We start from the raw sequence: 12828 nt of genomic DNA, 5'->3' as shown, positions 1-12828 counted from the left end.
TGATTTACTGGATCCTGAGGACCTCCGCCTGTGGTGATAAGGGGGGATCAGGAATTTAAAGAACAGACTGTCAAGATTGTATGGAAAGAGGTGTCACAAAATTTCAGCGGAGATGGTCACGTAGGAGCGTAATTTTCACCCAGTCTTTGATAAGAAAGCTTTTCTTGGTGTTCATGCCTACTCCTGTTAAGACAAATGTTATTTGTCTCTACATTGACAAATCTTATTTAATCTTAAGGGAAAAGGCAAGATTTAGACAAAAGTTATTACTGAAAATGTGACATATGTTAATTAAATTTGGAATGGTTTTTGGACAAAGCTTGTTTGACTAACACAGTTGCCGCACCTGCTCATCCCGAATTATTGAGACCGGTACCGATTTTCCCGGAATTATCAGTGCTTTTTTTTGGAAAACAAAAAAACTCATGAACCGGACAATAATCCAGAACCGGCACGGCTCAGCACCAAAATCTGCCCGTGCCATCATCTCTAAAAACGCATTTTTGCCGGAGCTCCTCCGGAGTGATAAAATCTCAGATAAAGCGGCCGGCAGTTTCTCCTCCGGCCTAACAGCAACACCCAGTCGCGATAGTGTTCCCGTACCTGTCCAGATCAGATGAGGAAGCCTCCCATGTCTTTCTTCCATATTCCATTAAGCTTATTCCTGAAGCTTCTTTCGGGCTTTCTCCTTAGTGCCCTTCTGGCCTCCTGCCCGGTTCTGGCCTCAGAAAGCCCCAATGCCCATGCCTTATCCGCACCGGACGGAACCGTCATCACTCCCGAAAGAGATCTGTACCGGGATCCGGAAGCCGCCGGAAAGTCCGGGTCCCCGGAAAACGCACTTCCCGGCACTGACAAAAAACCGGATGCTGCAGTACCGGAAACAGCGGCCAAAACAGAACCAGCCGCCCCTGCCGCCAAAAACAGCGGCAGTCAGGAGCGCCGGCTTTCGGGAATCTCAGACACTGCTCCCGACTACGGGGGATCCGACAAAGCCCTCCGGGGCGGCAGCTCGCTTCTGGAATTCATCATGAGCTGCTTTTTCGTCATCGGTTTTATTTTTGTGCTGGCCTGGCTTCTGAAAAAGACCCGTCTGGTACCAAATTCCAAAAACAGCCGGCTAAAGCTGATTTCCGTGCTGCCCACCGGCCCGAAATCCAAGCTCCTCCTGGTGCAGGTAGGGGATGAGGAGATTCTGGTGGGAGCCACTCCGGCCTCTCTCAGCATGGTGTACAAGCTTCCGGGAAAGGTGGCTCAGGAGGACGAAAAAAAGCTGGCTGAAAAAAGCGCCTTCTTCAGAAGTCTTCTGGACAAGAATATCGGGGACGGCGGAAAGGATGAGGATTCTTCCCCTCATATAGCTCCGGAGCAGCATGAGGAGCCTCCACGGGGCTGAAATCCCAAAGGCCGGCAGCACCGCATTCCGGATTTCTGACAGCACTGTCAGGACGGAGCATTTTTCACTGCCTTCTCACGAAATCTCCGGATCCAGCTGTCTCCCAGGAGTCTCCTGAGAAAAAGAACTCCCCGTACGCAAAGCTCAGCTGTCATGGCGAACCACACCCCCGGGAGACCGAAGCTCCCGGCCAGAAGCGCCGCCAAGGGCAGTCTTATCAGCCAGATACTGGCAAAATTGAAAATGCTGGGAATCAGCGTATCCCCCACGCCGCGGAATACACCATTGGCCACAATGGCCACGGCAAACATGGGCTCGGCAAAGGCTTCTATTCTGAGAACAGTGGTTCCCAGACTGCGGATAGCGGGATCCTGCGACATCACCCCGATAATCTCCGGCGCCAGAACGTAGAGCAGCGTTCCCATAACCGCCATCACCAGCATTCCCATAGAAACGCACATACGGCCCAGTCTTTTAGCCGTGTCAAAAAGCCCGGCTCCTGCCACCTGTCCGATAATGGCCGTGGATGCCACCGCAATGCCAAATCCCGGCATATAGCAGAGACTTTCCGCTGTAATGGCAAAGGCATTGGCAGCCAGTGCCACGGTTCCCAGAGGAGCCACAATTACCGTAAAGGTAATGTAGGCACCGCTCATCAGCATTTGCTCCAGAGCCACCGGAACCGCAATACGCACCGCCGATCGCAGATCCCGGGAGACAAAGCGGGTCTGCTCCTCCGGATGCTTTTTAAGAACAGGGGATCTTCTTAAAAGATAAAAAAGAAGAATTCCGGCAATAATCAGCTCCGCAAGCCCGGTGCCGAGAGCGGCCCCCGCCACCCCGAGTCCGGCCCCGGGAAGATGGAGGACACCAAAAGGAAGCTCCAGATCGCAGCCCGGAAATATCAGCACGGCATTAAACACCACGTCCAGAACACACATAACAACATGGAGAAAGCTGGGGAAGGCCATATTCCCGGCAGACTGAATCATGCCCGTGACCGTCCCGTTAAGCTGCACTGCCGGGAAAAAAAGCGCAAATATCAGAAAATACCAGGCAGCATTGACGTTAATTTCCGGAGAGCCTCCCAGAAGCTCCGGAAGGAAGGGACTTATAAGCGCCCCGAGAGCCCCCATGATGATACTGAAGACAAACGTGAGCCTGAGCCCCTGCCCTGCAATATTTCTGGCCTCCCGCAGGGCTCCCGCTCCGATTTTCTGAGCTGTCTGTACCGAAAACCCCGCTCCGGCGGCCATGGAAAGGCCATAAAACAGCCAGGTGCTGCTGGCCACAAGACCGATAGAGGCCGCCTCCCCGGCCCCCAGATGCCCCACCATGGCAGCATCGATATACTGCATTACCGTGGATGAAATCTGCGCCAGCACTGCCGGAACACTGAGAAAAACCAGCATTTTGAGCTGCTGACCGAAGGAAAGCGGCTCCCCGCGGGTAAGCCGGGTGAGCAGACTCACTCTGGCAGAAGGACTGTCCGGGGACATCATGCGTTTTCCGGAGTTTGCCGGGGAAGGCTCATATGTCTTCGCACTGCCAGGGTCACATGACCTTCAGCAATCAGACGTCCGGCCTCGTCCTGCACCGTAACAAGCCAGACCTGGGTTCCCGTGCCCAGATGCCGGGGCACGGCACGGGCGGTAACAAAGCCTGCACGCACCGCCCTGAGATGATGCACCGCAATATCCAGCCCCATGCAGGAATGCTCCCCGTCCGCAGCGTAGTTGCCGGCTACCGATGCCAGGGTTTCCGCCAGAACCGCGGTGGCGCCCCCGTGCAGGTAGCCATACGGCTGCCGGGTCCGGTCATCCACCGGCATCCGAGCCTCCATCCAGTCATCCCCGGAGGCAGTAAAGGTAATTCCCATGCCTGCAGTCAGTCCCTTCTGACAAAGGGAATTCAGTATCTCCAGCGAAAACGGCTTTTTCCAGACAGTGCTCATATTATCTCCCCAAACTCAGCACCGGATACGGCACCCCGGACTCATTATACGGGAGATTTCAGTTCCAGGCATGCCGAAATAAGTCCGGCCCCCATTCTCCCGCAGTGTAGTAAAATACCGCCACTCCCGACAAGGAGGCAATCATATGAAGGTTCACGGACATCACAGCATGCAGATATTCGCCGATAAATATTTTGATAACCCTGCCGAAATTATCGAGGTCTTTAACCCGGAAGATCTCAAACACGGTCTTGACCGCGTCGAACAGCTCCGGGATAGCGGTTTTTACCTGGTAGGCTATCTCCGGTACGACCTCTCCAAACCTGCCGGAAACGTCATGCCTCTCCTGTATTTCGAGGCCTTCACCCAGGCTGCCGGTCAGGTGCCCGAAGAAGACTGCGGAGAATCCGGAAATTTCTGGAATGCCGCTCCCGGTTCCGGAAGTATGCCCGCAGGATCCTTTCTGATTCCGCTTATAACAAGGGAAGAATACTGCCAGAGCATCACCTTTATCCGGGAGCAGATCCGGAACGGCATAACCTACGAGGTGAACTATACCTATCCCTCCATTCTGAAATCCAGCCTGTCCGGAACAGATCTCTACCGGCATCTCAGGTCCCGGCAGAAAACCCCTTATAACGCCTTTATTCAAAACCGCCACGAAACTGTAATGTCATTTTCTCCGGAGCTCTTCTTCAGACTGGATGGCCGGAAAATTCTGACCCGGCCGATGAAAGGCACAATCCGCCGCGGCCGCACCCCGGAGGAGGATGCCGCCAGCAGAAGCTTTCTTGGGAACGATCCCAAAAACCGGGCAGAAAATCTGATGATTGTGGATCTCCTCCGCAACGATCTCAGTATCATCGCCAGGGACGGTACCGTCAGGGCAAACCGGCTGTTTGAAATCGAGGAGCATCCCACCGTGTTCCAAATGACCTCGGATATTTCAGCAGAGCTCCGGGACGACGTGTCTCTGTATGACATTATCAGGGCGGTGCATCCCTGCGGCTCCATCACCGGAGCCCCAAAGAGGTCAACCATGCAGGTAATTGCGGAAATCGAACCCTGGAACCGGGATATTTACTGCGGCGCCATCGGATACCTGCACGGAAATGAAACGGTATTCTCCGTCGCTATCAGGATCCTGCAGAAACGGCATGAAGAACAGGATTACCGTTATTATGCGGGAGGAGCTGTCACCTATGACTCAAATGCCAGAGACGAATGGGAGGAAACTCTTGCCAAGTCCAGATTCCTGGAAAGCGGCTTTTCTCTTATCGAAACCGGAACCGGGGATCGGGAGCTCCATCTCGCACGTCTCAAAAATTCGGCTAAGGAGCTCGGTTTTGCCTGGAACGACAACCTCGATTCCTTTGACTTTCCGGCTGACCGGGTTTCCCGCATCGAGCTTTTCCGGGACGGACATTTCAGCGTAACCTCCAGAAAGCTTCCGGAGCCTGCAGTAAAGCCCCGGGTAAGAATTGCCGGAAAGGTCAGTTCAAATAACCCCTTCCTCTATCACAAGACCACTGTAAGAAGCCCCAGCCCCCGCGATTATTTTGAGGAGATCCGTACCAACGAAAGAAATGAAATCACCGAGGGCACCTTTACCAATGTGGCCATCAGAACCGGGGAGGCCTTTTTTACCCCTCCCGTATCTTCAGGTCTTCTTAACGGCATCATGAGACAAAAGCTTATCAGACAGGGCGTCCTAAAGGAAAGGATCCTGTATCCCCGGGATCTGGAGACCGCCGATGCGGTATACTGCCTTAATTCCGTACGGGGGATGTTCGAGGTAACACTATGCTCCTGATTGATAACTACGATTCCTTTACCTACAACATTGTGCAGTATCTCCGCATGCTCGGAGTCTCTCCTTTGATCATTAGGAACGACGAGCTCACCCTCCCGCAAATTCAGAAACTCGCTTTCGACAGAATCATTATTTCTCCGGGCTGGGGTTCCCCGGAAAACTCCGGAATCAGCATGGACGTCATTGATTACTACCAGGATCGGAAGCCAATTTTCGGCATCTGTCTCGGAATGCAGTGCATTGCCCGCTACTTCGGAGCGGACGTTGTCAGAGCCCCCGCCCCCTGCCACGGCAAAAACTCGGAAATCTTCTTTAAACCGGACTTCAGACTGTTTCAGGGCTTCCGGCAGGGCTTCAGCGCCACCAGATACCACTCGCTGATGGTTTCCCGTCCCTCACGGATTACGGAAATCACGGCGGAAACCGCAGATCGCATTCCCATGGCCCTCAAAATTGCCGGAAAACGCATTTATGGCGTGCAGTTTCACCCGGAGGCCGTGCTTACAGAACACGGGATTGATATTTTCAAAAATTTCATCGATCTCTGCTAAGATAGCAGAAAAGGTGCTTTACGGCCGGAAAATTCAGCCGGAACTGTCCGGTGCCGGATACGTTTTCCCGGCTCTTCCCCTGATTGCGAGGTATTTAAATGCTGCAGGATATCAGCCCGCATGTTTTCAGAAACGAATTCTCCCTGAACCGCCCGCCCCGGCCTTCCGATTACGTAATGGCCTTCCAGGACCGGAATGTTTACATCAGCGGGAACGGAAAGGAAGCCCCGCTGGAATTTCCCGAGGCCGCACCGTTTAACCCGAAGGATCTGTGCTATCTCTTTTCAGTTGACAGCCGGGCCTGCTATCTCTATACCGGAGATCCGGCAGTGCTCAGCCTTCCGGGGTTCTCCTGGCAGAACACCGCAGTGCTCCGCTCCGAAAACCCCCGGCTGGTCTGCTTTGCCGGCTTTACCGCCTGTCATCTTCATGGCTGGTACACCACCAACAGATACTGCGGGAAGTGCGGTGCCAGAACCGGACATTCCGCAAAGGAAAGAGCTCTGATCTGCCCCCGCTGCGGCAATGTAATATATCCCCGCATCGCCCCTGCGGTCATTGTGGGAATTACCGACGGGGACCGGCTTCTGGTTACCCGGTACCGGGATCGGCCGTACCGGGGGCTGGCACTGATCGCCGGCTTCTGCGAAATCGGGGAAACACCGGAACAGACAGCCTGCCGGGAAGCCATGGAGGAGGTCGGCCTCCGCATTAGGGATTTAACCTACGCCGGATCCCAGCCCTGGGGGCTGGACGGTAACGTTCTCATAGGATTTATGGCCCGGGTTGCCGGCACCACCCGGATCACCAGAGACGAGAATGAGCTCTCCGAAGCCTTCTGGGTGTCCCGGGAGGAGCTTCCGGAACCTGACTCCGTAATCTCCCTTACCAGAACCATGATAAGCAGATTTAAAAAGCAGGGATACGATTTCGGGAAATGAGCGCGTTCGGTGAATGGAAGCCGCAAGGCATGATGCAGAGCCGCTGACACAACAGGAAACTCCGGAGCCGACAGAAAATAACCGAACCGGGTTACTCGATAATCTCAATGCGCTGATTGCTGGCGCTCCCCCGGTGGCTCTTCTTCACAATATCGGCAATAAGTCCCAGATTGCTTTCCTCGGCAGATGACGAAAAGCTTCCCACCCCGCCCTCAGAATCCTGCCGGGGCTCATCGCTGCCGTGATTTACCAGCCGGTTTTCCCGAATCTCCTCCTTAAGGTTCCGGTTCTTTTCGATAATAATTTCCGACAGCTCCTGAAGCTTGTTTTTCAGGGTTTCGGAGTTTACCGGCTTTGAAAGCAGATCAATCATCCCGGCCACATGACAGTCATGACGCTCCTCATCGGAGCTGTTGGCAGTCAGCGCCACTATCGGAAGACTGCGATAACGTGAAAGAATCTTTCTGGTGGCCTGGATTCCGTCCATTACCGGCATCCGGATATCCATCAGTATCAGCTCCGGCAGCTCCTGGAATACGCTGACCACGGCTTCTTCCCCGTTACCGGCAACCCTGACCCGATGCCCCAGATTTTCCAGCATGGTTTTAAGCACAAACTGATTGATCCGGGAATCCTCCACCAGCAGAATATTGAAATGAACGTCCAGAATCTTCCGGGACTTGCGCACCGAAGTGGCTCCGATAAGTTCGTTTCTGGCCACAAGACACGGGATTTCAAACCAGAAGGTGGAACCTTTTCCCAGCTCGGTTTTAATGCCGATTTTGCCGTCCATGCATTCCACCAGCCTTTTTGAAATGGCCAGTCCCAGACCGGATCCGCCATACTTTCTGGAAATTGATCCGTCCAGCTGCTGGAACGGTGTAAACAGATTCTTAAGTTTTGCTCCGGGGATCCCCGGGCCGGAATCCTGCACCGAAAACTTCAGCCGGTTCTCAAAACGTTCCGCCAGAACGCTAACCCCGCCCTTCGCAGTAAACTTGATGGCATTGTTGATAAGATTGTAAAAAATCTGGGACAGCCGGTGCGCATCTCCCACCACCATAACCGGAAAGCTGTCGCCAAACTTCAGGGTAAGCTCAATTCCCTTGTCATGAGCCCGTCCCTCCATCTGTCTTACCACCGAACTTACGGTATCCCTGATGTTATAGTTGATTTTCTCCATAATCATGGTCTGGGATGAAATATGGGAGAAATCCAGCACGTCATGAAGAATATTCTGCAGCACCGAGGCACTCTGGGACACGCTCTTCAGGTAGCCGCGCTGCTCCTCGGTGATGTTCTCGGAATTGCCCACGATCTCGATAAGCCCCATGATGGCCTGAAGCGGGGTTTTGATTTCATGGGAAATCTCCGCCAGATAGCGGGTTGAGGCACTGCTGGCCTTCTCGGCATTTTCCTTGGCCTTGCGGAGAATCTGATTCTGACTGTGGCTTTTAGTAATATTCAGAAAATTGCCCCGGTAGCCGGCAAAGCTGCCGTCAGCATTGTAATAGGGTTCCCCGTTTACCAGCACCCAGATAAGCCGATCATTGTAGGCACATGGCACCTCCAGATTGATGATCAGGTTATGATTGGCGGCAATGTCATGGTAAATCTTTTTTTTCAGCTCCTTTGGCGAGTCATGGGCGTCCCATCTTATAAAATCCGCAAGCCTGGTGCCTACCAGACTCTGGTACGGCGGCAGATCATTATCCTGGTTCTGCATATAATCCATCTGATCTCCGGCAAAAACATGCACCATCCGGAAATGATCATCGGTCTGCCACAGCATTTCGTAGGACAGGCGCCGGAAAGTCTTTACCTTGTCCTGATAGTCCAGAAGAGACCTGGTTCTGGTACGCACCATCTGTTCCAGCTGGTTTCGGTAGCGGAGATTAATCATGGCCTGGGTAAAAACCGGAAGCACCTCCATGATGTCCCGGCGGCTTCTCAGGTTCATGGCAAAACGCTGTCTGCTCAGACAGATAAACAGGAACTTCTCATCCTGCAGGAGCAGCGGGATCAGCATGGCGCTTTTGAAAAGATCCCGAAGTGCCGGATCCCCGCCCTGAAAATCCGGAACATCAGCAGGATCATAAAGAACCTGGATCTCCCCTCTGAAACATTTTTTCAGAACGGCAGAGTTTGTCCAGGTCAGGCTTTTGAGAGCAGGATCGGAAACATACACCAGGGAAAAGTCCCCGGAATCATCAGTTCGGGAAAGAACCGCCACCTCGTTAAAACTAACAAAGGTATGCATGGAGCGGATCAGCACTTCATACTGCTCTCTTTCTCCGAAAACATGCTCCAGGTCCTTCAGCATTCCAAACAGGCTTTTCTGGGAAAAACGCTGCCAGGTTTCCCGGTCTTCGGAAAAGGCATGAAGCAGAAATCTGATCTTGTTCCGCTCTTCCAGGGAATATGTGGAAAAAAAATCCTCGCTCATCATAAGACTTTTCCTTTAATCAGGATCCTTTTCCAGAAACCACACCGAGGATATCACGTAGTTATCCATTATGAATTCCATGTTATCCATATCCTTGGCGAACTCCCCATGCTGGGGGACAGTAACGAACGGAAAGCTCTCACTGCCTCTGATCGCCGCAACCACGGTGTCAAAAAAAACGGATTCCCTTTCGCCAGAGGAATAGCTGTCGCACATATAATGCAGTGCTCCCTGAACCGTCCGATCCGAGGGACATCTTACCCTGCCGAAATGCCGGACAATGTCATGGGAACTCACAGCCATGAGACAGACGCGCATTCCCTTTTCCCAGACATTGGAGATTCTCAGGGAGTGATCCGGATTTACCAGCACCGGATAGGTAATATTAAAGCAGATGGTTCCTCTGATGTTGGCAGTCTGGCTGGCAATGGTCCACTGACTGCGCAGCCTGAAAAGCTCCTGATTGATCTTGTCCGGACTCCAGGATGAGATATCCCGATCCAGCCACCTGAAAAAAACATCCGCCGCCGGCTGATTGTCAATTTCGGAAATCACTTCTCCGGAGACCGCGGTAACCACCCCATGATGACCTTCGGGTTCTGAGCTGCTTTCGCCGGTCACCAGCACATCGCAGTCCGTGTACAGAAAAGTCATTATGTAGATGCTTTTCCCGGTCAGAACTCCTTCCTCGGTGAATACTGACACTTCGCCTTCGGAGATATCAAACATTCCGCCGGCAACCTGCACTGAATCCCCCATATATTCTGCCAGAGCACGGGCAAAGGGAATCTGGGCGTCCTCAGTACAGTGAAACATGATAAGATCCGGAAAAACCCCGCATAATCCGGCCTTCTTGGAAATTCTGTTGAACACCCGTTCTGAATTGATGATCTTGTCATCAGCATAGACTCCGGCAAAGCTGCCAAGGGAAACATCATCGCCGGCAAAGGCCAGTGCAATAACGCCGCTGTTACTGACAACCTTCGGCTCCTCAAATCTGTTTACGGAAAAACGGCTCCTGGAAACACCGCCTGCAGAAACGGACGATCCCGTATTCTTGCTGCCGATAACAACATTTCTGTCGAATGCCCGGTCCTTGGTGCTCATTCCGACAATGGGAATGCCGGGAAAAAACTCCAGAGCAGCAGCCCGCAGTCTGTCAGGAGACAGAGATTTCTGAAAATAAAAGCACACCCCGGCCGGTTTCCGGCCGTTCTTCAGAATCTCCCGTGCCAGCTGCTCCACAGCATCTCTTTCGTCGGAAAGCATGGAACCGGCAGTAACAACCTGCATAGCCTTCAGAATTCCTTAAGATCTTCCGCCGTCAGACCGGAAACGGCATCCCGGGTTTCCAGAAGAGTGCCGATAAACTGTCTGATTTCGGCTTCCATCTCCCCGATTGCCACTCCGGCCTTGCATTTTCTGTCAAGACTGAGAGCCTGCTCCAGGGCCGCGGCGGCGCCGTAGGTTCCCAGAACCGACTTCTGAGTATGAATGTCACGTGCCAGAGTCTGATAATCTCCGGACGACAGTGCCTTCTGAATACGCTCGATGGTTTCGGTCGCTTCCTGAACATAGACATCCCGGATTCCCGGAAACATCTCTATTCCCACGTCTCTGACCATGGCTCGCAGGATACTCATATCTATAATCATTGTTTAATCCGCCCCGCTGTCCCCCTGTGCAAATACCAGGACATCCTAATCACTAAAAAGAGCCGGGAACCACGCGAGCGCTTCCCTGCAGGGCATGATAACAATAGTTGCGTAAAAAAAATGCAATAGCTGTCAAAAACGCCGCACGTCCGAAAGGGAAAAATCTCAAAAACCGACATACTCCAAACTTTCCGCTGCCTTTCGACAGCATTTCCAGCCGGGAATTTCAAAAAACACGCTCCGTAACGCCGGAACAATCAGTCGGCACTTTTGAAATACACCTCTCCGGTTTTTACGATTTCTCCGGATTTCTGCCACCGGGAAATTTTGCGATAAAGAGTAGAAGGAACCAGCCCCAGCATCTCGGCCGTCCGGGACACCGAACCGGAATTTCTCCTGAGAATCTCCAGAATATAGCGTTTTTCCACCTCCTCCAGAGGCGGCACTGCGCTAGTGATATCAACGGAAAAGCTGACGGCGGCATCGCGGGAAACCGGCGGGAGCTCTCCGGAAGATGACGTCCGCACCGGAGGAGGATCATTCCGGGGGGCTTCTGAAACAGCCCCGGGGGTCCCGGATATTTTATAACCGTTTATGGCACCATAATCCCCGTCAGTTCCAAAAAAATGCGCCGGAGCATTATAGATGCTGCCGGTATTTCTCATGAAGGTATCTGAAGTAACGGCATTTTTATTTGCCGGGGCGTCTCCCTGCATCATGTCCCGGGGCAGCATATCCCGGGTCATCACCTTGCCGGTGTTCAGCACCACCGCCTGGTGCACCATATTCTGAAGCTGCCGGACATTTCCGGGCCAGGTGCGGCTCATCAGATACTCCTCGGCATCCTTTGAAAAGCCGATAAAGCCTTTCTTCTCCTCCTCGGAATACTTCTTAAGAAAGTATCTGGCAATCAGCACCACATCAAACCCCCGCTGCCTGAGCGGCGGGAGATGAATGTGAATCACATAAAGCCGGTAGAACAGATCCTCGCGAAAGCGGCCCTTCTGAATTTCCTCCATGGGATTTCTGTTGGTAGCGCAGATAATCCGGACATCAACCTTTTCATCCTTTGCCGATCCTACCTTATGAAAAACCGAACTTTGCAGGAAGCGCAGCAGCTTTGACTGCAAATCAATGCTCATTTCGCACAGCTCATCCAGGAAGAGAGTGCCGCCGTCCGCCAGAGACACCGCCCCCTGATGATCCTGAGTAGCCCCGGTAAAGGCTCCCTTCACATGCCCGAAAAGCTCGCTTTCCATAAGCTCCCGGGGGATGGCAGCACAGTTAATGGCTACAAAGGGCCCTTTCCTGGAGGTATTCATCTCATGAAGCGCGTTGGCGGTGACCTCCTTGCCGGTGCCGCTTTCTCCGGTAATAAACACCGCGGCGTTAGAATATCTTACTCTGCTGATACGGTCATAAACGGCCTTAATGGCGGGTGATTCTCCGATAAATCCTCCGGGAATGCCGTTTCCCGGAATAAACGGCTCTGCCAGAGCCGAGAGCTTGATTTTTTCAATGGTGTTGTTCAGTGTGGTCCGGAGGCGGTCCGCACTGATGGGCTTTTCCAGAAAATCGTAGGCCCCCAGTCTCATGGACTCCACCGCATAGTCCACAGTCCCGTTGGCAGTCATCACGATGGTGGCAATTTTAAGATCCTGTTTCTGAATGTACCTCAGAATATCCAGCCCCCTGACATCCGGAAGCAGGAGATCCAGCAGGATGATTTCCGGTTCAAACTCATTGATAATCGCCATGGCCTGAGTTCCGGTATCGGCTACACGGACAACCACATCCAGCTGTCTGGCTATAGCGGCATAAACCATCCCCAGCGATTTTGAATCCTCGACGATTAAAATCCTGACCTTATAATTTTCCAGCATAATCGGCTACCAGAATCCTCTTTAACTCCGGAACAAAGCACTGCACGGATCGCTCTCCGGCAGAACAGGCCGATTCTAACCCATTCCAGACTGTCTTTGTTTGACAGGTGTTATGCTTTTAACCGGGGCTCACGAAAAATCAGAACTGCCGGAGTCCGCAAAAAAGCACAGCCTCCGGAATTACGGCCA

Annotated in this window: 10 protein-coding genes; 4 read left to right on the top strand and 6 right to left on the bottom strand. The window is 52.9% G+C overall.

Annotated elements, in window-relative coordinates; genetic code table 11:
* Positions 1-631 precede the first annotated feature (631 nt).
* A complete protein-coding gene (locus F557_RS21530) occupies positions 632-1396 on the top strand; it encodes a FliO/MopB family protein (protein WP_019003109.1) in 765 nt (254 codons plus the stop codon).
* Positions 1397-1443: 47 nt separating this feature from the next.
* Here the strand turns inward: F557_RS21530 and F557_RS0115385 are convergent, their stop codons facing one another.
* Positions 1444-2898, bottom strand: a complete 1455-nt coding sequence (locus tag F557_RS0115385; protein WP_211209586.1) for an MATE family efflux transporter — start codon at positions 2896-2898, stop codon at positions 1444-1446.
* Complete coding sequence (locus tag F557_RS20390) at positions 2895-3350, bottom strand: hotdog fold thioesterase (protein WP_019003107.1); 456 nt, start codon at positions 3348-3350, stop codon at positions 2895-2897. Before F557_RS20390 ends, F557_RS0115385 begins: the two co-directional genes overlap by 4 nt.
* 145 nt (positions 3351-3495) lie before the next feature.
* Between F557_RS20390 and F557_RS0115375 the strand changes: the two genes are divergently transcribed.
* The 3 genes from F557_RS0115375 to nudC all read left to right on the top strand — a co-directional run bounded on the left by F557_RS0115375 (position 3496) and on the right by nudC (position 6655).
* Positions 3496-5163, top strand: coding sequence for a chorismate-binding protein (locus tag F557_RS0115375; protein ID WP_019003106.1), 1668 nt, complete (start codon positions 3496-3498; stop codon positions 5161-5163).
* Positions 5154-5714, top strand: coding sequence for an anthranilate synthase component II (locus F557_RS0115370; protein WP_019003105.1), 561 nt, complete (start codon positions 5154-5156; stop codon positions 5712-5714). The genes F557_RS0115375 and F557_RS0115370 overlap by 10 nt, the downstream gene beginning before the upstream one ends.
* A gap of 98 nt (positions 5715-5812) precedes the next feature.
* Positions 5813-6655, top strand: coding sequence for an NAD(+) diphosphatase (gene nudC, locus F557_RS0115360; RefSeq protein WP_019003103.1), 843 nt, complete (start codon positions 5813-5815; stop codon positions 6653-6655).
* Between the two features lie 91 nt (positions 6656-6746).
* Here the strand turns inward: nudC and F557_RS0115355 are convergent, their stop codons facing one another.
* From F557_RS0115355 to F557_RS20380, 4 genes are all read right to left on the bottom strand, one after another.
* On the bottom strand, positions 6747-9101 hold the full coding sequence (locus tag F557_RS0115355) for an ATP-binding protein (RefSeq protein WP_169335218.1): 2355 nt from the start codon (positions 9099-9101) through the stop codon (positions 6747-6749).
* 15 nt (positions 9102-9116) lie between these two features.
* Positions 9117-10394, bottom strand: coding sequence for an FIST N-terminal domain-containing protein (locus tag F557_RS0115350; protein WP_019003101.1), 1278 nt, complete (start codon positions 10392-10394; stop codon positions 9117-9119).
* 5 nt (positions 10395-10399) lie between these two features.
* On the bottom strand, positions 10400-10756 hold the full coding sequence (locus F557_RS20385; protein ID WP_019003100.1) for an Hpt domain-containing protein: 357 nt from the start codon (positions 10754-10756) through the stop codon (positions 10400-10402).
* A 257-nt stretch (positions 10757-11013) separates the two neighbouring features.
* Positions 11014-12639 carry a sigma-54-dependent transcriptional regulator gene (locus F557_RS20380; protein ID WP_019003099.1) on the bottom strand — a complete coding sequence of 542 codons (1626 nt, stop codon included), beginning with the start codon at positions 12637-12639 and terminating at the stop codon, positions 11014-11016.
* Positions 12640-12828: the final 189 nt, after the last annotated feature.

The organism is Succinimonas amylolytica DSM 2873, from assembly GCF_000378405.1.
Taxonomy (GTDB): Bacteria; Pseudomonadota; Gammaproteobacteria; order Enterobacterales; family Succinivibrionaceae; genus Succinimonas; species Succinimonas amylolytica.
The sequence above is the reverse complement of the archived record's forward strand: the minus strand, read 5'-3'. Positions and strand labels throughout refer to the sequence as shown.

Coding starts and splice junctions, on each gene's coding strand:
- F557_RS20380 (WP_019003099.1), bottom strand. CDS start 12,639: ATGCTGGAAAATTATAAGGTCAGGATTTTAATCGTCGAGGATTCAAAA.
- F557_RS0115350 (WP_019003101.1), bottom strand. CDS start 10,394: ATGCAGGTTGTTACTGCCGGTTCCATGCTTTCCGACGAAAGAGATGCT.
- F557_RS20385 (WP_019003100.1), bottom strand. CDS start 10,756: ATGATTATAGATATGAGTATCCTGCGAGCCATGGTCAGAGACGTGGGA.
- F557_RS0115355 (WP_169335218.1), bottom strand. CDS start 9,101: ATGAGCGAGGATTTTTTTTCCACATATTCCCTGGAAGAGCGGAACAAG.
- F557_RS20390 (WP_019003107.1), bottom strand. CDS start 3,350: ATGAGCACTGTCTGGAAAAAGCCGTTTTCGCTGGAGATACTGAATTCC.
- F557_RS0115375 (WP_019003106.1), top strand. CDS start 3,496: ATGAAGGTTCACGGACATCACAGCATGCAGATATTCGCCGATAAATAT.
- nudC (WP_019003103.1), top strand. CDS start 5,813: ATGCTGCAGGATATCAGCCCGCATGTTTTCAGAAACGAATTCTCCCTG.
- F557_RS0115370 (WP_019003105.1), top strand. CDS start 5,154: ATGCTCCTGATTGATAACTACGATTCCTTTACCTACAACATTGTGCAG.
- F557_RS0115385 (WP_211209586.1), bottom strand. CDS start 2,898: ATGATGTCCCCGGACAGTCCTTCTGCCAGAGTGAGTCTGCTCACCCGG.
- F557_RS21530 (WP_019003109.1), top strand. CDS start 632: ATGTCTTTCTTCCATATTCCATTAAGCTTATTCCTGAAGCTTCTTTCG.